Origin of the sequence: Cronbergia sp. UHCC 0137 (assembly GCF_034932285.1) — a bacterium.
GTDB lineage: Bacteria > Cyanobacteriota > Cyanobacteriia > Cyanobacteriales > Nostocaceae > Cronbergia.
Map to the genome: position 1 here is coordinate 61,568 of NZ_JAYGHC010000005.1, position 25,179 is coordinate 86,746.

The window sequence follows — 25,179 nt, forward strand, 5'->3', positions numbered from 1 at the left end:
AATTAAGCACGGCACAAATTAGCACCTATTTGTTGTTCACAAGCAGAACGTTCTGAATCGCTCAAATCTTGCATTTTCACATCTCGACGTAATACCATGCCATTATGTCCAGAAATAAATCGGGGCAGTTCCTCCAACTTAATTAGTTGTAAGGTTTTCATGTCATAGGTTGTATAGGTGGTAATTTCAGGATCAGCAAAATTGATATCGATCACCGTCAGGGATTTACGGGGCGGTTTTCGACTGTCGATATAGGGACGGGGACCTGAACCGAGAATGCCTGTATGTAAAAGTTGCAGCTTACCTTTGTGGGCGGGATAGTAGGCGTGATGGTGTCCGCTAATATAGGTGTGTACCTGATTGCGCTCCAACATTGCCCGTAACTGTTCAGTATTGGCCATCACTTCACCGGGGCTGTTTCGTCCTACGGTAATGGCGTAAAGGGGTAAATGTCCTAATAAAATTTTGATTTTGGCGGATTTAGCGGCGGGGCTTTGCAGTGCTTTTTCTACCCAATCTAGTTTGTCTGGAGGAATCCGATCCGATGAACCATCCCAAACCAAAAAGAAAATATCTTGGTGTTTGAAGGTATAATAAAAGGGGAATTGATAGCGATCGACAAATTCTACACCAGAATCGTGTGTTGGGTCGTTCCAGTAACTAGAGGCAACGTCCCTTTCCCTTGCAAATAAAAATTTTCCGGCAATGCTTTTAGCCCCTGATGCGTCATGATTACCCATAGTGAAGCCATAGGGTAATTTGGCCTTTCGCATGGGTGCAGCTACATGATCGTCAAAAGCTGCCCACATTGCTTTCATCTGTGCTTCTGTGAGTGATGGATATTGTCCGGCAACCATGTCACCACTGCACACTACCATATCTGGTTGCCAAAATGGTAAGAGGGCGATCGCTTTGTCTACTTCTGGGTCATAATCGGTTGAACCATAGGCACTGTTTAAGTCGCTGATTACGACCAATCGCACGTCACCCTTTGGTGGGTTGTTCAGTCCATTGGGGCTAACACTGTTAACAATTGCCTGAGTTGCTGGGGGTAGGGGTATGGTTTCCGGTGTAGGGGTAACTGGGACTTGAGTAGTTTGGTTAACGGGTAGGGCAGTGTTAGAATTAGGTTGACAAGCGTGGAGAGCCACCGCTATTCCCAACCCAGATAAAAATATTAGTAAAATTCGCCACAGCGATCGCCAAAACTGCATAATTAACTTTTAAGTAATTTTAGTAGAGTCCAGGTTTCCCCGACCTTGATCTTATACTTAACACGGCTTAATCAAATCCTGACGTATATCTTGAATTTCTGCGATCGTCATTTCAAAATTACGCTGAATTGTGTCAAAATTATGCTGATCATGGATAGTCAACTTAAGCCCCGGCGACTGGAAGTCGCGCCTACACAAACAAAGTCCGCCTGCGCGGACTCAGGAAAAATCGAGGATCTGAAACCCACGGAGGTGGGTTTCGCCTGTGTAGATGCGGTTTTTAACCGCCGATTTAATCTTAAGTTGACACGTATGCTCACCGCTAAACGCATATCAAGAAGTTGATTTTCCATTTTCTCTATCCCTAGTTAATTGTTGACAGAGGAGTTATCAGATGAGTCGGCTTAATCCTTATAGCTTACAAATGCAGATTACCCGAATGTTTGAACAAGGGCAATCATTTTTTGCGATCGCTAAAGTCCAAGACTGGTTAAAAGAACGTCAACACAACCCAGCAGATTACGATATTATTTTTCACAAAAAACCCGCACCTCCCGGTTCTAAAGAAGTGATGGTAATGGAAATACAATTAAAACGGAAAGATGGACAACCTGTTGATCCTTGGTTGCAAGAACAAGCTAACCTTCATGCTTAATTAGGACTTACTCACAATTAATTGAGAAACTAACCACAGAGGCACAGAGTTCACAGAGAAATGAGCTTGTGAGAGATATTTTGCCTAAGTTCTGTTAATTTGACTAATTGATTATACTCTTTCTTGGGTAGGATGATTACACTATTATTTCCGGTGGAGCGATCGCTTACACAAATATATTGAATTTATATCAACCGCCAAGGTGGTTAGGACATCAATTGTTAGCGTAGGTTGGCGTAAACCATTCATGCAACTCGTTTCACAACAGGGTTTTAATTCTGACTCCTGACTCCTGACTCCTGACTCCTGCTATATATTGTTTTATCCATCACAATATATACTTATTTTTCAAGATACATTATATTTGTTTGATGCACAAAACGATATCATATAAGTCATCACTTCAGACATCAAAGACTGAACGCGCTATGAAAGCAGAAACTATTCGGACGACTTTAACTATTCCCCGGGAACTATTGGAAGCAACTGATAAAGCAGTCTTAGAAGGAAAAGCCAAAAGTCGTAATGATTTTGTAGTGCAGGCCTTACGGAGAGAATTAGCAGTACAAGAAAGAGCCGAAATTGATGCAGCTTTGGCAGAAATGGCTAAAGATCCTGATTATCAATCAGAAGTTTTAAGAATGGAGGTTGAATTTGCTACAGCGCAGTGGGAGGCATTGCAGCTAGGGGAATCTCCAATATGAGAAGGGGTGAAGTCTATGATGCGCGTCTAGAAATGACTGAAGGTTCAGAACAAGGGGGAACTCGACCAGTAATTATTGTCAGTCGTGATGTAATTAATTTATCTAGTCCGGTGGTGTTAGCTGTACCTTGTACGGCTTATCAAGATGGGAGGAGAGTTTACCCTACTCAGGTTTTAATTTTAGCCCCAGATGGGGGACTGAGAAAAGACTCAATTGCCATGGCAGATCAGGTAAGGGTATTATCTAAAACTCGCTTTTTGCGTTTACGTGGGATACTTTCTCAGGGTGTCATGATACATCTGGGACAGGCTTTGTCCATCGCTTTGGATTTATAATAATTGAACGCAGATGGACGCAGATAAACGCAGATAATTTTTATTACGAATTATCCCCATTTGATACTTGATCACCTCGTTCTAATTCCCAGAGAATTTGATTTCCTTCCCGTCGTACCCGTGAAACTATCCAATTTCGCCACCGCCATTGATCACCCCGGCTGGTAACGGCGCTGGCGTGGACATCCATTAAGTCTGCTAATTCAGAACTGGTGATTAAATAACCTTTTTCGGAAATTTCATCAGCAATACGCAGAGTCTCAACTAAGTTACGAAGTTGTAAAACTCTCATCTCAGGCGGTTTTTCGTCGGTTGTGGCCGCAACTGTGGCGGTAGATGGTTCCATAGTGGTTATGTCTAATGCAAAAGCACTGGTTTCTTGTGTATTTTTGTTAATTAATGTAGATTCGTCGTTACAATCAGATACTTTTACCACATTTGGTTGATTGGTTGGGGATACGGTTTGGTAAGCATTTCCTGACTGTAGTTGTTGGAGAGATGGTATTTTGCCGATCGCAAAGGAGCGAGCAATCACATCACAACGTTCGTTACCTATGTTACCAGAATGTCCGCGCACGTGCTGCCATTTTACAAGCGAGCTATTTAATTGATCGAGTGTTTCTAATAAATCTTGGTTTTGAACTGGTTTTCCGTCTGCTTTTTTCCAATCTTTCTTTTTCCAGCCTTTTACCCATTTGGTGACGCAGTTAATTAGGTATTCGCTATCGGTGTAGAGGGTGATGGGTTGGGTTTGTGATGATGTGGTGAAGTATTGGAGGGCAGCGATCGCCGCTTGCATTTCCATTTTATTATTGGTGGTATGCTGGGATGAGTTCCCCATTTCGTGAACTGAGCCATTGTTAAAGTAAACAACAACAGCCCAACCACCAGGGCCTGGATTGCCAGTACAAGCCCCATCTGTGTATATGCTTTCAATTACGGGTTGGTTAGACATGGGAAAAGATTAAAAGTTAAAAATTCTAAAAGCAATAGACATCTCCGGTAATTAAATCTACGTCCTTTGAAGACCTTTGTAGAGATGTTCCGTGAAATGTCTATTGAAGTTACGCTGAGTTCTGATCATTATAATTACTAACTTGGGTTAATAGTAGAATAGAGTACAGACAAACTGGAAGGGAGGAAGGGAAGTTGGATGAATTAAGAGCGGTACTAGAGTTGGCAACGGAAGAAGAACTACAGGACTTAACAGCAATTTTGTTTAGTCGCAAATTTAATCCCCTCGATTATGTTCAGACACCAGAACCTATTGAGGTGCAAAGCCAAAATCGTGAAGTTTGGTTAGAAACCCTAGAAAACCGATTTCGTTTTTTAGCAGCAGATGGAATCACAGTGTTGCGGGGACGTACTGAAGAGGTAACTTATCGACAAGCACTGATTCAAGTATGTAAGTATTTAAAAATTCCCTATTTTGATAATTTGTCAACAGTAGATTTAGAAGCCGAGGTATTTTTACACTTGCTAGGGCAGGTATGGAAAAGGTTGCCGGAACAGGAAAAACAAAAGTTAACTACAAGAGTTCAGTATCAGTTGCTTAAATCTGAACTAAAAGAACCCCTACCATTGGCTTTACAACATGATCCTTTGGGGTTAATTTTTAAAGGTGGTAGTGCTTTGGCTGTAACTTCTGTGATTCAACCTTTTGTTCTCCAACAAATCGCCCGTCAATTTGCCATCCATTTTGCTACTTATCAGGTGGCTAAACAAACGGCAATTACTGGGGCTAAGGTAGCGACAAACCAGTTTCAAAATTATGTGACTCTGCAAATGGCTAAACGGGGAATGACGATGAGTGCGGCTCGTTATGGGGCGGTGCGGAGTATGTTTGCGTTTGTCGGACCAATGATGTGGGCTTGGTTTTTTGCGGATTTGGGGTGGAGAGCGATCGCTACCAATTACGGTCGAATTATTCCCACTGTCTTCACTGTAGCACAAATACGTCTCACCCGTGCAGAAGAATGTTGGGAGTTAGCTTGAACCAAGTTTTTTACCATCCCAACCCTAATTTACAAATCCCTTGGCAATGTCTTCAATTTGGACTACTTGTGTTTCCCGTTAGTCCAGCCGTTGGGGGGGTGTTGATAATTTTCGCCTCCTTACTAACTTGGGGCAAACAATACCGTACTATTAGCCGTCGTCCCCTCCATCGGGGTTTTGCACTGTTAAGTTTACTAATGGTGATCAGTACCGGGTTTGCCTCTCATCGAGTAGAGGCTTTCCTGGGTTTATTTAATTTTTTACCGTATTTTTTCTTTTTCGCCGGATTAACAGCCCTAATTCAAACAGCCGCCCAATTACGGCAAATAGCTTGGATTATGGTCTTTGGTTCTGTCCCCGTGGTGATTACGGGAGTGGGACAGTTGTTTTTTGGTTGGCATTTTGAATTAAACTTGTTGTGGGTGGTGTTAGATTGGGCGATCGCACCGGGAGGAGAACCACCAGGAAGAATGGCGGCAATGTTCATGCACGCCAATACCTTAGCCGCTTATTTGGCCAGTATATTTATTTTAGGTTTGGGTTTGTGGTTAGAGAATTATCAGAAAATCAAAAATCCCCTGAATATCTTTTTAACAGTGACAGTGCTGGCCAACTTTACAGCTTTAATTTTAACTAATTCCCGGAATGGATGGGCGATCGCCATGATAGCCTGTTTAGGATTTGCCCTTTACCAAGGATGGAGGTTATTGGTTGGGGGAGTGGTGAGTATGGTGAGTATTACCTTTTTAGCAGCATTTGCCCCTGGAGCGATCGCTGTATTTTTTCGCCGCTTTGTCCCCTACTCAATCTGGGCGCGATTAAACGATGATATGTATCCAGATAGACCAGTTGCCCTAATGAGAAAAACCCAATGGCAATTTGCCTGGGATTTAACAAAAAAACATCCTTGGACTGGTTGGGGATTACGCAGTTTTAATGGACTGTACAAAGCACAAATGCAAACAGATTTAGGACATCCCCACAACCTATTTTTAATGATTTCTGCCGAAACCGGTTTCCCCACCATTTTGTTATTTTGTAGCTTACTCACCTGGATATTAATTAAAGCCAGTCAACTTTTATGGCAATCAAAACTACTAGAACCAGAAAACAAATTAATCTTCTTCAGTTACCTACTAGCCTTCCTGGGCTGGATACTATTCAACACAGTTGATGTCACAATCTTTGACTTACGATTATGTATACTCTTTTGGGTCTTCTTAGCTGCCCTCTGCGGAGTAACTTATCGCTATAACGACCAAAACTAAAAACTCTTACTCTCTGCGCCTCTGCGCCTCTGCGTGAGAAAAGAACTTATTGTTAGAATAAAAAAATGAAAAAACAACTTTTTGATCGTTGGGCACCAAGTTATGATTGGACATTTCCCTCCTTCATTTACCAAGCCATCCATAAAAGATTACTTTCCCAAATCCAACTACCACCAAACCCGAATATACTTGATTTAGGTTGTGGAACTGGACGCTTACTAAACCGCTTGGCAAATCAGTTTCCTGACTTACGAGGTACAGGATTAGACTTATCTACCCAAATGGTGCGGTTAGCCAGACAAAACAATCAACACCGCCCCAGATTAATTTACCTTGAAGGTAATGCCGAATCACTTCCCTTTGCTGATGGTCAATTTGACGCAGTATTTAACACCATTAGTTTTTTACATTATCCCCACCCAGATCAAGTTTTAAGTGAAATAGCGAGAATAATTTCGCCTGGGGGAAAGTTTTATTTAGTTGACATCACCACAAATAATCCAACATTGCAACTAATGGCAAATTCGCCTACAGGAATTAAATTCTACAGCCAAGAACAACGTCAAAAAATGGGTGATGATGCTGGACTTTTATGTTTAGGTCACTATTATTTATTAGGTCCAGTTTTACTAACTATTTTTCAAAAGTTGTAGAATTATCGTTGTTGGTGTATATATGGTAATTCATTATACAATTGTATATACTGACATTTAAAATTTACCAAATTACAGAAGCGATCGCTCTATGACACCTCACAAATATTTTACCAACTTTATTCACCATTTATGCGTTAGATAAGTTAAAGATGGAAATATCTGGCAATTCACCCAGTATTCTCCTCTCCAGTCCTCCCGGCGGAATTGAACAAGGGTGTAGAGTCAATAAATAAAGGATGAAAAAACAATTGGTGCAAGCTTTACGCCAAAATGCAAGATAAATTATGAAGAAAGGGTAATATTCTGCTTTTATCTTCATCCAATCTTTATATTTCTGCTAAATGCGGCTATAGAGATTACCATTACTTGTAACTTCATCCTGAAAGTTGATTTGTAATCTTGACATTTCACCGAAACCATCTCAACTTGACTGTTTAGCTTAAAAGCTATTCTTTTTTTTAAATTTCCATGTCAACACTTGTCATTGTCGAATCTCCAACCAAAGCTCGTACCATTCGCAACTACCTCCCAAAAGACTATGTGGTAGAGGCTTCAATGGGTCATGTGCGTGATCTCCCGCAGTCAGCTAGTGAAATTCCCGCCAATATCAAAGGAGAAAAATGGGCGCAGCTTGGGGTGAATATAGATGCGGATTTTGAACCGGTGTATGTCGTCCCCAAAGACAAAAAGAAAATTGTCACTCTGCTCAAAGATGCCCTGAAAGGTGTTGATGAATTAATCTTGGCTACTGACGAAGACCGGGAAGGTGAAAGCATCAGTTGGCACTTATACCAGTTGCTCAAACCCAAAGTACCAACCAAGCGGATGGTTTTTCACGAAATCACCCAAGAAGCCATCAAAAAGGCATTAAAAAACTGCCGTACCATTGATGAGCAGTTGGTTCGCGCCCAAGAAACCCGACGGATTTTAGACCGCTTGGTAGGATATACCTTATCCCCCCTGCTGTGGAAAAAAATCGCCTGGGGACTATCTGCGGGGCGGGTGCAATCGGTAGCTGTTAGATTGTTAGTAATTAAAGAACGCCAACGTCGCGCTTTCCATGAAGGTACATTCTGGGATTTAAAAGCCAGTTTAGTAGAAGAAAAATTGCCATTTAACGCCCAGCTAGTGACCCTAGAAGGCACGAAAGTGGCCACAGGCAGCGATTTTGACCCCGCCACCGGAGAAATTGTAGCCGGACGCAAGGTGGTGTTACTGAACGAAACCCAGGCAGTAGAACTCAAAGAACGGCTAACGGGAAAAACTTGGACTGTAGCGGATACAGAAGAACGTCCAGTTACCCGCAAACCATCGCCACCGTTTACAACTTCCACACTGCAACAAGAATCTAACCGGAAGTTGAGGCTTTCAGCCAGGGATACAATGCGGACTGCTCAAAGTTTGTACGAACAAGGGTATATTACCTATATGCGGACAGACTCAGTACATCTATCGGAGCAAGCGATCGCTGCTGCCCGAAATTGTGTAGAACAGTTATACGGCAAATCATACCTCAGTCCCGAACCCAGGCAATACACCACCAAATCCAAAGGGGCGCAAGAAGCCCACGAAGCCATTCGTCCTGCCGGTAGCAGCTTCCGCACCCCCCAAGAAACCGGGTTAAGCGGTCGGGAATTTGCCCTTTATGATTTAATTTGGAAACGCACCGTCGCCTGTCAAATGGCCGACTCTCGCCAAACTCAACTTACCGTCCAACTGCAAATCGAAGATGCCGGATTTCGTTCCTCTGGTAAACGCATTGATTTTCCTGGCTACCTCCGCGCCTACGTCGAAGGTTCAGATGATCCCGAAGCCGCATTAGAAGATCAAGAAGTCATCTTACCACCTCTAAAAGTCGGCGATCATCCAAATTGCCGAGAACTAGAAGCAGTGGGACATGAAACCCAACCCCCCGCCAGATACACCGAAGCAAGTTTAGTCAAAACCCTAGAAAGTGAAGGCATTGGTCGTCCTAGTACCTATGCCAGCATTATTGGTACCATTATCGACAAAGGTTACTGCCAATTGGTCAATAACGCCCTAATTCCCACTTTTACGGCCTTTGCAGTCACCGATTTACTAGAAAAATATTTCCCTGATATTGTAGATCCCAGCTTCACCTCCAAAATGGAGCAAACCCTAGATGATATTTCCACAGGGGAAGTAAAATGGCTACCTTACCTCCAGGAATTTTATTTGGGCGATAAAGGGTTAGAAACCTTAGTTAAAGAACAAGAAAATCAAATTGATGCCACCACTGCTAGAACTGTAGAACTAGAAAATTTAGATGCCAAAGTCCGCATTGGTAAATATGGACCCTATATAGAAGTAGAAAGTGCAGATGGTGTTGTCACTGCTTCCATTCCCAAAGACCTCACCCCCGCAGACCTCGACCCCAAACAGGTAGAAATCATCCTGCGGCAAAAACTCACAGGTCCAGATCAAGTAGGCCGTCATCCTGAAACTGGCGAACCAATTTATCTTAAAATTGGCACATACGGACCCTATGTGCAGTTAGGTGACAAAACCGAGGAAAATCCTAAACCTAAACAATCTTCTTTACCCAAGGGTGTCACCTCAGAAAATGTCACCCTAGACATGGCTGTGGGACTCTTGGCTCTACCCCGCACCTTGGGAACTCACCCTGATACAGGCGGCAAAATTCAAACCAGTTTAGGACGTTTTGGTCCTTACGTTGTCCATGACCAAGGCAAAGAAGGGAAAGATTACCGTTCTCTGAAAGCTACTGATAATGTGTTGACAATTTCCCTGGAACGGGCATTAGAGTTATTGGCTGAACCGAAAAAAGGCAGGGCCGCCAGCAGCAAATCTAAAGCCGCGTTACGAGAATTAGGTCAACATCCAGAAGATGAAGCACCAGTCAACATCTATGATGGACCCTATGGCGCGTATATTAAGCACAACAAAACTAATGTGAGTATTCCTGAAGGTGAAACGGTGGAAAGTATCACACTATCTAAAGCACTGGAACTACTCTCAGAGAAAGCATCTACAAAATCTACACGCAAAACTACTAAATCCACAACTACTAAAACTAGCTCAACTACCAAGTCATCAACCAGTAGTGCAAAAAAGAAAAAGACAGCAAGTTAGAACTAGGGTGGGCATTGCCCACCCTACAATATTATTTTGGTCAGGTCATAACATGATTAATTTTTAGGAGTTACCCATTGACAGAATCTATTTCTATTACATAAGGATGATGGATTTTATTTCTTGTAGGGTGTGGTTCGGCAAGCTCACCAACCACGTCAGACCCGATAATTGAGCATCTAACAGATTTTCTCTCCGTTCTCTGTGAACTCTGTGCCTCTGTGGTTTGTTTTTCAGGTCAGACCCAATAATTGAGCATCTAACAGATTTTCTCTCCGTTCTCTGTGAACTCTGTGCCTCTGTGGTTTGTTTATCTAACAGATTTTCTCTATCTGACGCACCGCATTAAGTAGAATCGCCCAAAACTCTCTTCCTGTTCCCAGTTAAGAGTTCCCCCTCTCAACCAATGAATTTAATTTTGTCCGACTACTTAACTTAGATAGATCCCCGAATCCTTTGAGAAGTGGGGAATTTGGGTGTTAGAATTTGGGGAAAATATACGTTTTGAATAAAACCCTTTCCTTCGTTTTTTAATGTGATATTCTAAGAAGTAAGGCAGAACACAAAACCCAGTTTTTTTGTCTGGCTAATACCACAAATCTAAGAGTGTGTCAACCCCATAAAAATTCAGAGGTGCGACAATACGCCAGATTCTGCAAACTTGTTAATTAAAATTGAGGTAGTTTCTCAGGAGCAGTCAGTTCAATGGATTATATAGAAAAGGTACTGGAAAAGCTTAAAGAATTAGCGAGGAAACTAATTGATAGTCTGCTAGGGCCGGAGGCTGAACCGGAACCGGAACTGATTCCGATTCCTGTAAATGAGCGTTTGCGTCGTCGTTAAAATCCTCTAGGTGTGGGAGTTGACTTTGCATCTTTTAAGTATTTTGGTGCTGCATGGGCCAAATTTAAATTTATTAGGACAGCGAGAACCGGGAATTTACGGTTCTTTAACTCTAGATGAGATTAATCGCTTGTTACAGGCAGAAGCCAAAAAGTTGCAAGCGAAACTCACTATATTGCAGTCAAATCACGAAGGAATTTTAGTAGATGCTATTCACGGTTGTTTAGAACAGCATCAGGGGATTTTAATCAATGCTGGGGCTTATACACATACCAGTGTAGCTTTGCGAGATGCGATCGCTGCTGTGAATTTACCGACTGTAGAAGTACACCTGAGCAACATTTACCGACGGGAAGATTTTCGACATCATTCTTACATAGCCCCAGTGGTCATCGGTCAAATCAGTGGCTTTGGAGTTCAAAGTTACCTCCTGGGCTTACAAGCACTGACCCATCATTTAAGCCTTTCATAACTCTATGGGTTATTCTCTTGTCAGTCGGTTTAGAGGAACTTTTTTGGGAGCTTTCCTGGGGAGAAGTTTAGCAGCTAATGGTGATGATGACTTTGCTAAACCTGCTATTTTGGGTATGGAAAGTTTGATCACCTTGGGCAAATTAGATGTGAAAGAGTGGTCAAAGCATCAAACACCTAAAACTCCTGAGAGTCAGATCATTTTTACTACTTTGCCAGTGGTACTTTTTTATCATGAAAACCCAATTAAACTTAGGCAGAATCTACAGGAAGTTTTAACAATCTGGGATGATGATCCAGTGTTGAAAGATGTAATTCTAGCATTGGGGTGGGCGATCGCTCTAGCAGTGAAAGAAAAACTTGATCCTCTGACCCTCATCCCCCAAACCATAACCTTTCTAGGAGAAACATCAACTCCTTTAACACAAAAATTATTACAAGTCCAAACATTTTTAGAGCAAGGAGTGAGATTAGAACGGGTACGAGAGGAGTTAAGTAGGCAAGAAACCTTAATTAACGCCACTACTCTAGCTTTTTACTGCTTTCTTAGCTCTTTAGAAGATTATCGTTTAGCAGTTTTACGAGCTATTGACAATAATACCCCGATATGCTCACAAACCGCAGGGGTAATTACAGGTGCTTTATCAGGGGCATATAACAGCACAGTTGGCATTCCTTCTCCTTGGCAGATTTTATCTTTACCAATCAATTCCCCCCCAGGGGGACTGAGTAATATATCTCAACTGCTAGAATTATCTAATGTATTTGTAGGCGCTTGGTCAGGGGTATATAATCCCACTATCGATCACAGGGGTCTGGATACTATCAAAATCAAATCTAATTAATTATACGTTACTATTTTCCCAACCCCCAACCTTAGCCTGTAAGTAGCTATGATGGACAATCTCACCAGATTTTAGTTAAACTGCCAAAATTCTGACTTATTTTGCAGATTGTCTTGTTTTGAGTCATCAAAGTCAGCAACTACAGCCATAGGTAATGAAAACACAGCAATTTTTGCAATCCCTAACCCAGAAATGGCAACAATGGCAGCAACGGTACAAAAATGTAAGTAGTCCTAACAATAAGGAGTATGATCAAGCCCATAAAAAGACTGTTATCAAAAATATACTTTTGCATTTATCAAGCACTAATAACAAATCAGGATCTAGATCAGCTAAAATCAAGAGTGGGATTGATAGGTTGGCCAATAACCAAGTGCTGAAAAAAAGACCAGCGGCAACTATAATTTTAGGCTGGGTGTATGAAAAGCGTTCTTCAATGATTTTAGTGATGACCGTAGCATCACTCACTGGTGTTGTAGGACATAAATTATACAATCAACCTCAATTGAAAGTGGGGACTCCCGCGCCACAGACATTTCGAGCGCCCCGTACAGCTAGAATTGAAGATCGCAAACAAACGGAAGCAAACCGCAAGGCTGTCAGTAAAGATTCTGGAGCGGTGTTAATGGTCGATGGAAAACGGAATGAGCAAATAAACGAAGATATCAGCAAACTTTTAGATGATATTGATAAAATTCGTCAAGTTGCCGGCTCGTTTCCGTTTTTTGATTCTACGGCTTTGTCAATATATACTCAGCGTTATCTGCGTTCTTGTCCTGATTTAGAATGGCAACATTTGCTAGTGGTTTTAGAAAATGCCAGAACACAAAAGCCAGATGTGTGGACTTTCCAAGCAAGAGGTAGAGAAGCAGGAAAGAATCTTCCTAAATTACCACCATTGGGTAGTTTGAATTATGAATTTACTCAAGCGGTGGGAGAAATAGAAGCATACCGCATTACAACTTCTGATAAAAACTTGTCTTTGCTGATTGAGCAAATTTCCCAAGCTAGAAAAGAATATAACCAAGCAGCTACTAAACTTGTGCAGATGGAGGCAATTAAGCCAGAAGCAGTATATGAAGAGACATTTGTTTTAGATTTGTCAGAGGATCACTGGGAAAAGACCCAGAGAGGAATTGATCAGATTCTAGAGCGAATTTTGACTCAGGGGATTCCAGAAGGTCTACCCAATAATATTTTAGAGGATGCTGTGCGTCTACAGGTACAAACATTTGTCCCAGGGGAAGCGGAACTTTTAGCTACAAAAATACTGATGTCTGTATTGAAGCCAAATCTCAAGTTAGATCAAGAACAAACCCAGAAACAGGCTCAACAAGCTGCGGATGGGGTACCTGCTGTGATGGTAGATGTCAGACAGGGGGAGGTGATTGTCAGTAAGGGAAAACTGATTAATTCCTGGAATTTTGATGTGTTAGAGCATTATCAGTTGATTCGTCGGGAGGTGAATTGGCTGGATTTGGGGAAATTAGCTGGCTTTTTTACGGTAGCGGCGGGTGTTTTTGTTTGGGTAGAAAGGCATTTTGGTTACAGTTTGCGACAGCGCGATCGCTTGTTAGTTTTACTGTTAACCTTGAGTACACCTGGTATAATAGCCGTTGGTATTCCTTACGCTACTTGGAGTGCGGTGGGCTTATTGTTGGGTAGTTTCTATGGACCAGCCATTGGTGTAACGGTAGTGGGAATGCTATCAATTATTTTACCAATCACTGCGGACATCAGTAAAATATGGTTATTTGCTGGTGCAGGGGGAGGGATATTAGGCAGTTGCATTGCCCATAAATTGCGATCGCGGGAAGAATTGGCTCTTTTGGGTGCGGCTATTGGCTTAATGCAAGGGTGTATTTACTTAATTTTGAAGGTTTTGGTGGGGGCGGCCTTTGGTTCGATGTGGTATGTTGTCCTCCAGGAAGGTGCTTTAGTAGCTTTATCTGGTTTGGCCTGGAGTATTGTGGCTTTGGGTTTAAGTCCTTATTTAGAAAAACTGTTTGATTTAATTACCCCGATTCGATTAGCAGAACTGGCAAATCCCAACCGTCCTTTGTTAAAACGTTTAGCTACAGAAACACCTGGGACTTTTCAACATACTCTGTTTGTGGCGACTCTAGCGGAAGCTGCTGCTAAGGAATTGGGATGTAATGTGGAGTTGGTTAGGGCTGGAACATTATACCATGATATTGGTAAAATGCACGATCCTCTGGGATTTATTGAAAATCAAATGGGGGGACCAAATAAACATGATACAGAGATTAAAGATCCTTGGCAAAGTGCAGAAATAATTAGAAAGCACGTAACTGAAGGGTTGGTGATGGCCAAAAGACATCGTTTACCGACGGCTATACAAGCTTTTATACCTGAACATCAGGGGACAATGGCGATCGCTTATTTTTACCATCAAGCCCTAGAAATGGCGAAGGAAGACCCCTCTATCATCGTCGATGAGGCAGATTTCCGCTATGTCGGACCCATTCCCCAGTCACGGGAAACCGGGATTGTGATGTTGGCTGATTCTTCGGAAGCGGCTTTGCGGAGTCTTAAAGATGCAACTCCAGAAAAGGCATTAAAGATGCTGAATAATATTTTGCGAGGAAAATGGCAAGATGGACAACTTGAAGATTCAGGGTTAACAAGGGAGGATATGTCCCAAATTGCTCAAATCTTTGTGGATGTTTGGCAGCAGTTCCATCATAAAAGGATTGCTTATCCTAAGTCAAAGGTATGAAATGGGTGATGGGTAATTGGGAGAGAGTTTTGGGCGCATCCTCTTATTGATTTACGTCTGCTTCGGTTACTAGAGTTTGTCCGATTTTAGGTTCAGTTCCTGCCAACAATCGGTTAATATTGGCGCGATGACGGATAATTACATATAATCCCCCAGCAACGCTAAAGATAAGATATGGTAAAGGTTGAGCAAAAATTATCATTAAAATAGAAACAGCGATCGCACCGACAATAGAACTTAAAGACACAATCCGAGAAATAGCAACCACAACTGCAAATATCCCCAAAGTTGCCAAACCCACCTGCCAAGACATAGTTAATAAAATTCCCAAACTGGTAGCTACAGACTTACCACCAGTAAAACCCAAAAAAATCGACTTACTATGACCGAGAACAGCAGCTAAACCAACTAAAGTTACCAACCAAGGCTGCCAAACTTGCACATTTACCGTTGCAGGAATTAAACTTTGTTCCTGTGCAAGATAGAATAAACCATGGACGAGAGCGATCGCTAACGCACCCTTCAAACAATCAACCAATAAAACCGTAGCCCCCGCACCCTTCCCCAAAGTTCTTAAAACATTTGTTGCCCCCGTCGAACCCGAACCCACCTCCCGAATATCAATCCCCTTCAACTGCTTAACAGCAATATAACCAGTAGGAAAAGAACCCAACAGGTAAGCCAAAACCACAACCAACCCAGACAAACCCAACCAAATAACCATAATTTATCCCTCCCCTCTGCGTGAGACAAACCCTAAAAATCATCATCAAAATCCCGATCCTTCATAGTTTTAGGATCAGGTGCAAAAGCCAACCACAAAGGGAACTGTAACAGCCCTAAACTAATTTGTTCCTCAGAATCATCAATAATAATCAAAGGTAACTGATTAGCCTTGACCAATCTATCAGCTTTCTGAGCCAAAGCGGAAGGTGCTTCAAACAAAACCACCCCCCGGTCGGGTCCAAAATCAGGACGACCAATACCCAAACAATCTTGTAAACCGCGTCGCCATTCACCCAAACGTTCCGGCGTATTTGCTAAAATCAGAGTACGCAAGCGATCGCCATGGAGTTGATGCAAAATAGAAATAGCCGTAGAACCAATCAAAATATTTTGTAATCGGCTTCCCATTGTCCGCAAAGCACCCCGTCCCCCCAGATTAAAAAACCAATTAGAGACTCTTTCCGCGTGAATAGGTTCAAAGGTGCGTCGTAATTGCCACGCAGGTCCATAATAATCTGGCTGATTACGGTATTGGTCAATCAACCGACGGATTTGTTTTGTTGTATCTTGAAACTGTTGCTGAGATAATTGTAATTTAATCGGTTGTGGTTCAGCCGTTTGTAACTCCTTCACAGTTGGTTTTTCTCGTTCTTTCACAGCCGGAACAAGTTGTAACTGTTCTGCTGCTAAGGCTAAATCTTGTAAACTACCAGTCAAATAATCCTTAAAACCCTGTACCCGAATTGCCAAATCTTGAGAACTCCCCGCAAAAGAAGTCCGCATTTCCTGACGAATACGTTCTTGACGACGTTCCAATTGTTCAACAGAAATTTGCAGCGTTTGTTTTCGTTGTTCTAACTGTACCAGTGCCTCTTGCACCATTTTTCCTAGTGCAGATTGAGTTTCATTAACTTGAGTCTGTAGAGTTTTATAAGTAGCTTGAAGTGCGGAAATCTCTACTTTCAAATCTGCTTCAACTTGCTGTAACTCCGCCACCCGTTGGGCTGCCTGTGTATATAGTAAACTTAATTCCGAATTTGAATCTACTTCCAAATCCAGCGCCACTTCTGCCGTTGATTCTGATTCTGTGTTCTTTGATTCAACTGACAAAGTTGACAATTCTAAATCCGAAGCTAGACTTTCCGGTTTTTCAGGTGTTTCTTCCCACAAATCATCAAATTGTTCTGGAGTCTGTGATTCCTCTTGGTTCATAAATAATTTAGATATTTTGTTATTTGCAAGTCCCTTGATTCAAGATCAGGACTTACGCAAGATTAACGCATTTTCGCCATTGTCTGAATTTAGGCTTTCATCCCTCTGTGTACTCTGTGCCTCTGTGGTTAGATAAACTACCTTTAACAACAAATGAGCAAAATAGATTAAATACGAGGACAACGCTCTTCCAAACAAGATTTTAACGTCTTAGGGTCGAATAAAATCGGCAAAAAGTGAATGCTGTTAATTTCTTTAAAATAAAACAGTATGGGCACAATATTCCAAAAAATCCGCCAATTTTGCCATTCTTGGTAGGGGAAACGCCGAATTAATTTATCTCCTCGATAAATATCAAGGTCTGTAGAGGTAAATTGCAGCCGCAGCGTTACAGCCTGAAGCATGAGAAATAAGCCAAACACCGCAACGACACCTCCTAGCCAGGGTTGTATCAACAGCAAAGGAATAGCCGCAAATACTAACACAATAGGAATATTGTAACTCGGCTTGAGTTCGACAGTTGATATGGCGTTGGGCGTAAACGAAGTAGTCACAATGTCAACTCCTGCTTTGTTAGTAAATACCAATTCTAAATTATAAACCCGGCGCAAATCCACTACCTGGCCCTTGAAACATTAACCAAGATAAGAAAAAGTTGGCAACAAAAATAATCAGCAAGGCCGTGACAACAGCCGTAGTAGTTGATTGTCCCACACCTTTGGCTCCTCCCGTTGTAGTTAAACCCCAACTGCAACCAATAATAGCGATTAAAATGCCGAAACAACCAGCTTTAATCATGGCGCTAAAAATATCCCAGATACCTAGAAAATTACGGGCTGAGTCTAAAAATACTGTATCGGAAAGATTATAAATATTTGTGGCAATTAACAAGCCCCCTAACATTCCGGTGACTAAAGACAATAAGGTTAAGATTGGCAACATTAAAAAGCAAGCTAGTACACGGGGAATAACCAGATAATCAATCGGGTCTGTTTTTAACATCAACATGGCATCAATTTGTTCTGTGACTCGCATAGTCCCAATTTCTGCCGCAAAAGCCGAACCAACTCGTCCAGCTAAAACCACTGCCGTTAATACGGGTGAAAGTTCCCTTGTCAAGGCTACAGCCAAAACTCCACCGACGAGGTTTCCTGCACCAAAGTTGATAAACTCCCGCGCGACTTGAATGGTAAACACTGCACCGACAAAAACAGCCGTCAATAGGGCAATAAACAGGGAATCTGGTCCCACTGCTGCCAATTGTTCTAGGGTGTTACGTCGATGGATTTTAGCCTTTAGTAGGTGGACTATTGCTTGTCCACCCAAAAAAATCGCTGCCAGCAACCGCTGAGTCCATGCTCCTAAACTAGATTTAGTCATTGGGTTGAGGGGAAAAGGAGAAATTTTCTTTGTCAGGTCAAATATTAACTTATTTTAAAGCCATTCTCAGAAAATTAAGTATTTTTTATACCTATCTTTAACTAGGAAGCTGGATAGTTATTGAACAAAACCCTTAGCTGTCAGGACTTTAATGGATTTTAGAGCCTTGTCAGTCAACAAAGCATTTATGGGAAATAGTAACGGTTTATTTTAATTAAAACTTAAGATTTTTGACATATTGCCTGATTGAGAGCGATCGCACTTATTCTAGAAGGATGACTTCCTTTATTCATAGGTGTCTCGAATAATGAACGTTTTTACTAATTTCCTTCGCTCGCTGGTAATAACCACGATTTTCAGTTTTATTGCTCCTATCATTTTAATCGGTGGTGTTTTGCTCTTTTTCTCCCTCCTGGGCTTCATCCCTGGGTTACAAAGCCTAGCTGACTACATCCCCAACCAAATTATGCACTTTCTCGCTACCTTTGGTAGTGGTAGTTCCCTTCACGGGTTATTGGTCATTAGTTTTACCTGCTGTTTTGTCGGGGCTATCTTTGATGTTTATGCTTATTATCGGTGTCAAATTTTACGAATAGATTCCTAAATTACCCTAAAATTCATTTTTTCTAAAAATCTGCTGCTATTCCTCAACTTGTACAAGGTATTGGCATAGCTGGTTATTATTATGCAAAAAAATAACTCAGTCCTTAGTTGGTAAAGACTAAAAAACCTACTGTTGATTGTGGACTTTTTGATGCCACAAATTTTTACTTGCTTTTTTACTTAAATTGTGTATTGAGCCTCTTAAACGTAGTTTCCAGTCAAAACATTAATATCAAAAAACATTTTGTAATATTTCCCCTGCTCTATTAATACCAAATAGAACCATACACAAAATCTAAAAATTTCCTTAAGATTATTAATAATTTCATCTTGTCCCCCTGCGCCCTGCCCCCATATCTAAATTTTCCTCACAAATATAGTTGCCAAGTGATAGGTACTATAGATAACTTGCAGTAAAAATACTTTAACTTTACATATCTTTACAGATTGACCTATTGAAAAGATCGTGTTTCGAGTAAACACTGGGAGTCAATGTGGTTGATTAATAAGTGATTAGAGCGATCGCCCCGGTAAAATAGTTCAAAGTGCTTATTACATTGTTTGAAGTTATGTAGCCTTTTGATTACGGCGGTTCAAACATTAGGGTAAACTTGCCTTGATTATGATTCTTTCGCAGAGAAGAACACTCGAAAGGAGCGGTTTTTTCCATGTCTCATACCGTCAAAATCTACGACACCTGCATTGGCTGCACCCAATGTGTCCGCGCTTGCCCCACCGACGTACTAGAAATGGTTCCTTGGGATGGCTGTAAAGCTGCTCAAGCTGCCGCTTCTCCCCGCACAGAAGACTGTGTAGGCTGCAAACGTTGTGAAACAGCTTGTCCCACCGACTTTTTGAGCATTCGGGTTTACCTGGGTGCTGAAACAACTCGCAGCATGGGTCTGGCATACTAAGGAAGATAGAAGAGGGAATAGGGAATAGGGAATAGGGGAAAAATTAAAATTCTTACTTTTGACTCCTGTTCTTTTACCCTTGACCTCTTCTTCTCACCTTTAACCTGAAACTGGAGCATTCTCACTCATGTGCGGAATAGTTGGATATATTGGCACTCAGGCAGCAACAGATATTTTACTGGCTGGATTGGAAAAATTAGAGTATAGAGGTTATGACTCGGCAGGAATAGCCAGCATTTGGGAAGGTGAAGTTAATTGTGTGCGGGCTAAGGGAAAACTACTAAATTTACGTTCTAAGCTAGAACAAATCGAAAATCCGGCTCAAATTGGTATTGGTCACACACGCTGGGCAACCCACGGAAAACCAGAAGAACATAATGCCCATCCCCATCTAGATACAGCAATGCGCCTGGCGGTGGTGCAAAATGGAATTATTGAAAATTATCGGGAGTTACGAGAACAACTCAAGGCACTAGGACACGAATTTCGCTCAGAAACCGATACAGAGGTGATTCCTCACCTGATTGCTGAGTGTTTAAAGAATTGGAAGTCCCTAAATTCCTCTGCTCCCTTTTTAGATGCGGTACGGGAAGCTGTTGGTAAACTGGAAGGAGCCTATGCGATCGCTGTCATTTCTGCTGACTACCCCGATGAACTGATTGTAGTTCGTCAACAAGCACCCATAGTCATTGGTTTTGGTCAAGGTGAGTTTTTCTGTGCTTCCGATACCCCGGCGATTATAGCCTATACCCGCGCTGTATTGCCCCTAGAAAACGGCGAAATTGCCAAATTGACCCCTTTAGGGGTGGAGGTCTACAACTTTGCTGGACACCGCCTGAAAAAGCAGCCCCGCACCCTGAACTGGAATCCGATCATGGTGGAAAAACAGGGATTCAAACATTTTATGCTCAAGGAAATCTACGAGCAACCGGGAGTAGTACGGGATTGTTTAGAAGCCTATTTTCCTACTGGAAATTCACCAGTTACCCTTGGTTTACCGGAGTCAATTTACACAGATTTAGAACAGGTGCAAATCGTGGCTTGTGGTACAAGTTGGCACGCAGCATTGGTGGGTAAATACTTATTAGAGCAACTGGCAGGACTGCCCACTCAGGTGCAGTATAGCTCGGAATTTCGCTATGCACCATCGCCGATGATGCCTAATACTCTGACGATTGGGGTAACTCAATCGGGGGAAACCGCCGACACCTTAGCTGCCTTAGCCATGGAAAAAGAGCGTCGCCAAGGCAAAGAAGGCAAGTATCAACTCCGACTATTAGGGATTACCAATCGCCCGGAAAGCAGTTTGGGAAATATGGTAGCTAATATCATCAATACCCACGGAGGAATTGAAATTGGGGTAGCAGCTACGAAAACATTTGTGGCGCAATTGATGGCGTTTTATGCTTTAGCCTTGGATTTAGCTTATCGTCGTCAGATGATTAGTTTAGAAAGGGTAGAAGAAATTATCCTTGGATTGCGTCAATTACCAGCAGATATCGAAGCAATTTTAGAAACTCAAGAACGCTATATTGAGCAATTAGTACATGAATTTGCAGAAACCAAAGATTTCATCTTTTTAGGTAGGGGAATTAACTTTCCGATTGCGTTAGAGGGGGCATTAAAATTAAAAGAAATCAGTTATATTCACGCTGAAGGATATCCGGCTGGGGAAATGAAACATGGACCGATCGCTCTGTTGGATGCTAAAGTTCCAGTAGTAGCGATCGCTATGCCTGGTAATGTATATGAAAAGGTGATTTCTAACGCCCAGGAAGCAAAAGCCAGAGATTCGCGTTTAATTGGTATTACTTCTGTGAATGATGGTGAAGCAGCAGAAATGTTTAATGATTTAATTCCTGTTTCTAAAGTAGAAGAAATTCTCTCACCAATTCTCACAGTCATACCGTTGCAATTATTAGCTTATCATATTGCAGCGCGACGCGGTTTAGATGTGGACCAGCCGAGAAATTTGGCGAAATCGGTAACAGTTGAATAATTAATATTTTGCTGATTTAGTGAATAATTAGGTGGGTATTTCCCACCTGATAAAATTGTATCTTTATTGAGTTACTTTTGATTTGTTGACAACCAGTTCTCTAAATCATGCAAATTATTAAAATATAATAATGCTTTGCTTAAATTTTCTAAGATAGGTAATGGTAAACGAGAAATATTAGCGCGTGTGCTTATAGGTATTTGTACAAACCATAACCTCTCAGTCAAATGTTGAATAACTAAAATAACAGTTCGTGTAGATTGAATAAGTTCAGAAAAATCACAGTATTTCGACTTCTGTTTTCGACATCTTTCATTAATGAAATTATCAATCTTTTCAAGGTAATCTGGGGGTATCATTTCTCTTTTAGGAGATTCAAATTCGCTTGTATTAGGACTAATTAATTTATAAAAACTGTTTACAAGAGACTCCTTATTCTTTTTATTCTCTTTATTTTCCTTCCAGACAATGTTAAAGATTTTGTTTTCTAATAAGACTATTTTGCATATTTCAGCTTGACACATTAATACACCTAAGTCTGTGATATCTCTATCTAGAATATCATATATTAAATCTACTTCTCTCGAATAGAAGTCTTTTTCCTTGCTGGAATCTGGAAGATCAGACTCAACTAGGGTTTCCAAATTTATTAATAATTGGCGTAATGTATAGAAATAGTCGTCAACCATAATACTTGGCTCTGCTTTTAGTAATTTTCTATCTATTAACAGCTTTTCGTATAAATTATCTTTCTCTACTTTCACAATTGTCCTTTTTATACGGGCTATTTTAGACCAAAAATTCCTAACTATATTCTTTTTTATCTCTGTTTCTGCTTGTTGCTGTCGTGAAATGATTCGATAAGTTAGACGAATTTGAATTAGCTCGTATTGTATTAACTGAATTGATGATACTTGATTATCAATCAAAGAAGATAATATCTTTTTTAGTTCCTCAACTTGGTTATTATATTTGAAATAATTGATAAGCGTGTTACCACAAAGAAAAACAATTACCGAAAAAACGCTTGTTGTCAGATAAGAATAAATAGATTTATCAGGAATTTGTATTAGAAAAATTTTATGCACAGCTAAAAACAATTCTTGCAATTTGGAAAATAGAAAATCTGGATAACCTAATAAACCCATCAACTGTTTCATATCTATTAACATCAGAACTAAAAATGTCATAAAAAATCCAAAATTCACCAAGTAATACCCCTGATTCATTGCTTTTATCCTTTATACGTTTCAATGAATTTTATTAGAATTTATCATGGGATAGCATTTCGTGAACACAAAAATGTACCCCCAATATTAATGGGGGTATCAATGGCTTATTTACTCAATGATTCCAGTCGTAATAGCCATGAATTAAAGTGAGGACATTTATTGCGAATTATTTCCAGTCCAATTGATTCAGCCAATAATGGACCATAAGTAGATTTTGCTCTTTCATAATCAGGAAATTAAGCAATAATACGTTTACTGGGGGCTGTTTCCTTGCTATCATTAATCAACTCAGGAGTTTCATAGCTATCAGAAATAGTCTTGAGTTCTTCAACTTCGTCTGAACAATTATCATAAAGGGATTCAAAACAAGTAGGATCAGAAAAAAGGTAAGCCTCGTATTCATGTAATTGAATGTACGGAATGAATCGCCGATCATTAATGTCTTCAGCAAAGCTTTTCTCCAAAAACTTGACTCGTTCTACGGGGTTTTGGCGCATAATTTCAGCTTCAGCTAATCCCGGTAAATTATAATGAATTGCATACAAATCAATCATCGTTGTAAAAAATACATTAGTTCCTTTCTCCTGCTTGAGAAAACGCAAAATGTCTTCCCTCATGGGCTGATAGTCACCATAACCACTACCACCACGATGAGCTTTACCCTTTTTTTTTGAGTGAGCAATCAGTATAATCTTTTCCAAAAAAACACCGGATTGAGCAAGGTGTGGTTTAACGATATTATCAGCAAATGTTTGTTCAGTTTGGCCTTCTGCAAATAAATAAAGTTGGATCATTAGTGTGGACCTCCACCAATGATATTTTTTTCCCACATTTCTCCTAAACTATATTCTTCTAACCAAGTTTCTAATTCTTCAGGATTTAACCGCTTAAATTGCGATTCCTTACCCTCTCTATCTACCGTAATTACATCTTCAGGATTAAAGTTATCTAAAAAAGAACTAGATTGGGTGCTGATGAGAATCTGTGTATGATAGGAAGCCTTACCAAACATCGCAGCTACAACATTGAGCGCGTAGGGATGAAGACCAAGTTCCGGTTCATCAACAATTATTAGTTCTGGGAGGTCTTCTTCTGGTTGCAAAAGCAACGTAGTCAGGCAGATAGCTCGTAAAGTACCGTCCGAAAATTGGTGTGGACCAAATACTTGATCTGAGCCTTTTTCTCGCCAATTGAGAATGATATTAGTCCCTCTACGCTCAAGGACAAAATCATCAAAAAATGGGGCAATTAAACGGATAGTTTTAATAATACGCTGATAGACTATATTATTATCTTCGCGGAATCGGAGGAGTAATGCAGCTAAATTTCCCGCATCAGGTTTTAACTGAAGATTGTCATCAACATAACCGGCTAGACGAACTGCGGCAGTAGAAGATGTATCATGAAAGTGGTAAACCCGGCAATAGTTGAGTGATTTTTTGATAGTGTTGGCAATTGTTGGCGTACCTGCTTGTGCTGCTTTGTTGATTTTTGTTTCCTGATGTCCTGCACCGAACGAGTAAGTGGTTGAGGGTTGAGGTAGGTGTGAGCCGTTTCGCGTCCCTGTTTCTTCAGCAAAGATTAAAGTATCCCCTGCCGCAAACTTGAGACAAATGGTATAGATAATATCCAGAATCTCATCATTATTTTGAGTCTTGAACTCTAGTTTTGCCTCTATTTGCCGTGTTACCTTCGGTCCAAAGTGCAATAGAGATTGAGCATAACCCGATATGCCGATATATTGTTGAAGTCGTTCGTCCATCATCTCATGCAGCATCTTGAAAAAGGAGATCAGATTGCTCTTACCTGCTCCATTAGCTCCAATTAATATGTTTAAGGGACGCAACTCAATATCCATTGTCTTAATAGACTTGAATCCCTTAATAATTACTCGTTGTAGCATGATCAACAATTAGTATTTATACACAATAATTATATATGTAATCGGCGTTGCTGATTTTAGATATGAAAATGATTTTGCATACATTCAAGAACCTTTTAGAGACGTTACATGGGTAGGGATTCTCGGCTCTACCCCCAAAAATCATACGCCAATATGGCTATCAGCAACGCCTTAGATATTTCCCCTTGGTAATCCCCCAAATTTATTTACTGCAACCTGTGGAAAATTTGCGATCGCGCATTGTGGTTATCAAAGATTACGAACAACCAGATATACTTTCAATCATACCTTGTTTTATAATCTCGTCTCTTAAAGATTAACCAGCAAGATTAAAACTCAGATTCCCAAACCTTTATAGAGACGCTCGGAG

General features: G+C 40.9%; 22 protein-coding genes and 1 pseudogene. 14 read left to right on the forward strand and 9 right to left on the reverse strand.

Annotated elements, in window-relative coordinates; translation table 11 throughout:
• Window positions 1–2: 2 nt before the first annotated feature.
• Window positions 3–1,214, reverse strand: a complete 1,212-nt coding sequence (locus tag VB711_RS03540) for a metallophosphoesterase family protein (protein ID WP_323284318.1) — start codon at window positions 1,212–1,214, stop codon at window positions 3–5.
• Between the two features lie 394 nt (window positions 1,215–1,608).
• On the opposite strand from VB711_RS03540, the gene VB711_RS03545 reads away from it, so the two are divergent.
• From VB711_RS03545 to VB711_RS03555, 3 genes are all read left to right on the forward strand, one after another.
• Entirely contained in the window at window positions 1,609–1,869 is a 261-nt protein-coding gene (locus tag VB711_RS03545) for a hypothetical protein (protein WP_323284319.1), read from the forward strand.
• A gap of 428 nt (window positions 1,870–2,297) precedes the next feature.
• Complete coding sequence (locus tag VB711_RS03550; protein ID WP_323284320.1) at window positions 2,298–2,573, forward strand: ribbon-helix-helix domain-containing protein; 276 nt, start codon at window positions 2,298–2,300, stop codon at window positions 2,571–2,573.
• Entirely contained in the window at window positions 2,570–2,908 is a 339-nt protein-coding gene (locus VB711_RS03555) for a type II toxin-antitoxin system PemK/MazF family toxin (RefSeq protein WP_323284321.1), read from the forward strand. Before VB711_RS03550 ends, VB711_RS03555 begins: the two co-directional genes overlap by 4 nt.
• Window positions 2,909–2,951: 43 nt before the next feature.
• On the opposite strand, the gene rnhA is transcribed toward VB711_RS03555, so the two are convergent.
• A complete protein-coding gene (gene rnhA, locus VB711_RS03560; protein WP_323284323.1) occupies window positions 2,952–3,863 on the reverse strand; it encodes a ribonuclease HI in 912 nt (303 codons plus the stop codon).
• A gap of 194 nt (window positions 3,864–4,057) precedes the next feature.
• Here rnhA and VB711_RS03565 point away from each other — a divergent pair, with 194 nt between their 5' ends.
• The 8 genes from VB711_RS03565 (at window position 4,058) to VB711_RS03600 (ending at window position 14,840) form a co-directional block, all read left to right on the forward strand.
• Window positions 4,058–4,903, forward strand: coding sequence for a YaaW family protein (locus VB711_RS03565; RefSeq protein WP_323284324.1), 846 nt, complete (start codon window positions 4,058–4,060; stop codon window positions 4,901–4,903).
• A complete protein-coding gene (locus VB711_RS03570) occupies window positions 4,885–6,171 on the forward strand; it encodes an O-antigen ligase family protein (protein ID WP_323284325.1) in 1,287 nt (428 codons plus the stop codon). Before VB711_RS03565 ends, VB711_RS03570 begins: the two co-directional genes overlap by 19 nt.
• A 65-nt stretch (window positions 6,172–6,236) precedes the next feature.
• Entirely contained in the window at window positions 6,237–6,824 is a 588-nt protein-coding gene (locus tag VB711_RS03575; protein ID WP_323284326.1) for a class I SAM-dependent methyltransferase, read from the forward strand.
• A 471-nt stretch (window positions 6,825–7,295) separates the two neighbouring features.
• Window positions 7,296–9,941, forward strand: coding sequence for a type I DNA topoisomerase (gene topA / locus VB711_RS03580; protein ID WP_323284328.1), 2,646 nt, complete (start codon window positions 7,296–7,298; stop codon window positions 9,939–9,941).
• A gap of 705 nt (window positions 9,942–10,646) precedes the next feature.
• Window positions 10,647–10,784 (forward strand): hypothetical protein, encoded by a 138-nt coding sequence (locus VB711_RS03585; RefSeq protein ID WP_323284329.1) that lies wholly within the window; start codon window positions 10,647–10,649, stop codon window positions 10,782–10,784.
• A gap of 25 nt (window positions 10,785–10,809) precedes the next feature.
• Complete coding sequence (gene aroQ, locus VB711_RS03590; RefSeq protein WP_323284427.1) at window positions 10,810–11,256, forward strand: type II 3-dehydroquinate dehydratase; 447 nt, start codon at window positions 10,810–10,812, stop codon at window positions 11,254–11,256.
• A gap of 4 nt (window positions 11,257–11,260) precedes the next feature.
• On the forward strand, window positions 11,261–12,100 hold the full coding sequence (locus VB711_RS03595) for an ADP-ribosylglycohydrolase family protein (RefSeq protein ID WP_323284330.1): 840 nt from the start codon (window positions 11,261–11,263) through the stop codon (window positions 12,098–12,100).
• A gap of 154 nt (window positions 12,101–12,254) precedes the next feature.
• Window positions 12,255–14,840 carry an HD family phosphohydrolase gene (locus tag VB711_RS03600; protein WP_323284331.1) on the forward strand — a complete coding sequence of 862 codons (2,586 nt, stop codon included), beginning with the start codon at window positions 12,255–12,257 and terminating at the stop codon, window positions 14,838–14,840.
• Window positions 14,841–14,883: 43 nt separating this feature from the next.
• On the opposite strand, the gene plsY is transcribed toward VB711_RS03600, so the two are convergent.
• The 4 genes from plsY to VB711_RS03620 form a co-directional block, all read right to left on the reverse strand.
• Window positions 14,884–15,564 (reverse strand): glycerol-3-phosphate 1-O-acyltransferase PlsY, encoded by a 681-nt coding sequence (gene plsY / locus VB711_RS03605; RefSeq protein ID WP_323284332.1) that lies wholly within the window; start codon window positions 15,562–15,564, stop codon window positions 14,884–14,886.
• Between the two features lie 32 nt (window positions 15,565–15,596).
• Complete coding sequence (locus tag VB711_RS03610; protein WP_323284333.1) at window positions 15,597–16,778, reverse strand: DUF3086 domain-containing protein; 1,182 nt, start codon at window positions 16,776–16,778, stop codon at window positions 15,597–15,599.
• A 167-nt stretch (window positions 16,779–16,945) separates the two neighbouring features.
• Window positions 16,946–17,332 carry a DUF3119 family protein gene (locus tag VB711_RS03615; protein ID WP_323284335.1) on the reverse strand — a complete coding sequence of 129 codons (387 nt, stop codon included), beginning with the start codon at window positions 17,330–17,332 and terminating at the stop codon, window positions 16,946–16,948.
• Between the two features lie 40 nt (window positions 17,333–17,372).
• Window positions 17,373–18,158: an MlaE family lipid ABC transporter permease subunit gene (locus tag VB711_RS03620; protein ID WP_323284336.1), complete on the reverse strand. Its 786-nt coding sequence runs from the start codon at window positions 18,156–18,158 to the stop codon at window positions 17,373–17,375.
• Between the two features lie 307 nt (window positions 18,159–18,465).
• Between VB711_RS03620 and VB711_RS03625 the strand changes: the two genes are divergently transcribed.
• The 3 genes from VB711_RS03625 to glmS all read left to right on the forward strand — a co-directional run bounded on the left by VB711_RS03625 (window position 18,466) and on the right by glmS (window position 21,674).
• Entirely contained in the window at window positions 18,466–18,762 is a 297-nt protein-coding gene (locus VB711_RS03625) for a hypothetical protein (protein ID WP_323284337.1), read from the forward strand.
• Window positions 18,763–19,429: 667 nt separating this feature from the next.
• Complete coding sequence (psaC, locus tag VB711_RS03630) at window positions 19,430–19,675, forward strand: photosystem I iron-sulfur center protein PsaC (protein ID WP_323284338.1); 246 nt, start codon at window positions 19,430–19,432, stop codon at window positions 19,673–19,675.
• Window positions 19,676–19,802: 127 nt separating this feature from the next.
• The gene (glmS, locus tag VB711_RS03635) at window positions 19,803–21,674 is read left to right on the forward strand and encodes a glutamine--fructose-6-phosphate transaminase (isomerizing) (protein ID WP_323284339.1); all 1,872 of its coding nucleotides are present in this window, start codon (window positions 19,803–19,805) and stop codon (window positions 21,672–21,674) included.
• Window positions 21,675–21,745: 71 nt separating this feature from the next.
• Here glmS and VB711_RS03640 read toward each other — a convergent pair whose 3' ends face one another.
• The 3 genes and pseudogenes from VB711_RS03640 to VB711_RS03650 form a co-directional block, all read right to left on the reverse strand.
• Window positions 21,746–22,864, reverse strand: coding sequence for a DUF4351 domain-containing protein (locus tag VB711_RS03640; RefSeq protein ID WP_323284340.1), 1,119 nt, complete (start codon window positions 22,862–22,864; stop codon window positions 21,746–21,748).
• Between the two features lie 146 nt (window positions 22,865–23,010).
• Window positions 23,011–23,700: pseudogene (locus tag VB711_RS03645) on the reverse strand (DUF4276 family protein).
• Window positions 23,700–24,809: an AAA family ATPase gene (locus VB711_RS03650; RefSeq protein ID WP_323284341.1), complete on the reverse strand. Its 1,110-nt coding sequence runs from the start codon at window positions 24,807–24,809 to the stop codon at window positions 23,700–23,702. The pseudogene VB711_RS03645 and the gene VB711_RS03650 overlap by 1 nt, the downstream one beginning before the upstream one ends.
• Window positions 24,810–25,179 lie beyond the last annotated feature (370 nt).

Bases quoted from the DNA above. Each gene is read 5' to 3' on its own strand.
- VB711_RS03540 (WP_323284318.1), bottom strand. From the start codon at position 1,214: ATGCAGTTTTGGCGATCGCTGTGGCGAATTTTACTAATATTTTTATCT.
- VB711_RS03545 (WP_323284319.1), top strand. From the start codon at position 1,609: ATGAGTCGGCTTAATCCTTATAGCTTACAAATGCAGATTACCCGAATG.
- VB711_RS03550 (WP_323284320.1), top strand. From the start codon at position 2,298: ATGAAAGCAGAAACTATTCGGACGACTTTAACTATTCCCCGGGAACTA.
- VB711_RS03555 (WP_323284321.1), top strand. From the start codon at position 2,570: ATGAGAAGGGGTGAAGTCTATGATGCGCGTCTAGAAATGACTGAAGGT.
- rnhA (WP_323284323.1), bottom strand. From the start codon at position 3,863: ATGTCTAACCAACCCGTAATTGAAAGCATATACACAGATGGGGCTTGT.
- VB711_RS03570 (WP_323284325.1), top strand. From the start codon at position 4,885: ATGTTGGGAGTTAGCTTGAACCAAGTTTTTTACCATCCCAACCCTAAT.
- VB711_RS03575 (WP_323284326.1), top strand. From the start codon at position 6,237: ATGAAAAAACAACTTTTTGATCGTTGGGCACCAAGTTATGATTGGACA.
- topA (WP_323284328.1), top strand. From the start codon at position 7,296: ATGTCAACACTTGTCATTGTCGAATCTCCAACCAAAGCTCGTACCATT.
- VB711_RS03585 (WP_323284329.1), top strand. From the start codon at position 10,647: ATGGATTATATAGAAAAGGTACTGGAAAAGCTTAAAGAATTAGCGAGG.
- VB711_RS03595 (WP_323284330.1), top strand. From the start codon at position 11,261: ATGGGTTATTCTCTTGTCAGTCGGTTTAGAGGAACTTTTTTGGGAGCT.
- VB711_RS03600 (WP_323284331.1), top strand. From the start codon at position 12,255: ATGAAAACACAGCAATTTTTGCAATCCCTAACCCAGAAATGGCAACAA.
- plsY (WP_323284332.1), bottom strand. From the start codon at position 15,564: ATGGTTATTTGGTTGGGTTTGTCTGGGTTGGTTGTGGTTTTGGCTTAC.
- VB711_RS03610 (WP_323284333.1), bottom strand. From the start codon at position 16,778: ATGAACCAAGAGGAATCACAGACTCCAGAACAATTTGATGATTTGTGG.
- VB711_RS03620 (WP_323284336.1), bottom strand. From the start codon at position 18,158: ATGACTAAATCTAGTTTAGGAGCATGGACTCAGCGGTTGCTGGCAGCG.
- VB711_RS03625 (WP_323284337.1), top strand. From the start codon at position 18,466: ATGAACGTTTTTACTAATTTCCTTCGCTCGCTGGTAATAACCACGATT.
- psaC (WP_323284338.1), top strand. From the start codon at position 19,430: ATGTCTCATACCGTCAAAATCTACGACACCTGCATTGGCTGCACCCAA.
- glmS (WP_323284339.1), top strand. From the start codon at position 19,803: ATGTGCGGAATAGTTGGATATATTGGCACTCAGGCAGCAACAGATATT.
- VB711_RS03640 (WP_323284340.1), bottom strand. From the start codon at position 22,864: ATGACATTTTTAGTTCTGATGTTAATAGATATGAAACAGTTGATGGGT.
- VB711_RS03650 (WP_323284341.1), bottom strand. From the start codon at position 24,809: ATGCTACAACGAGTAATTATTAAGGGATTCAAGTCTATTAAGACAATG.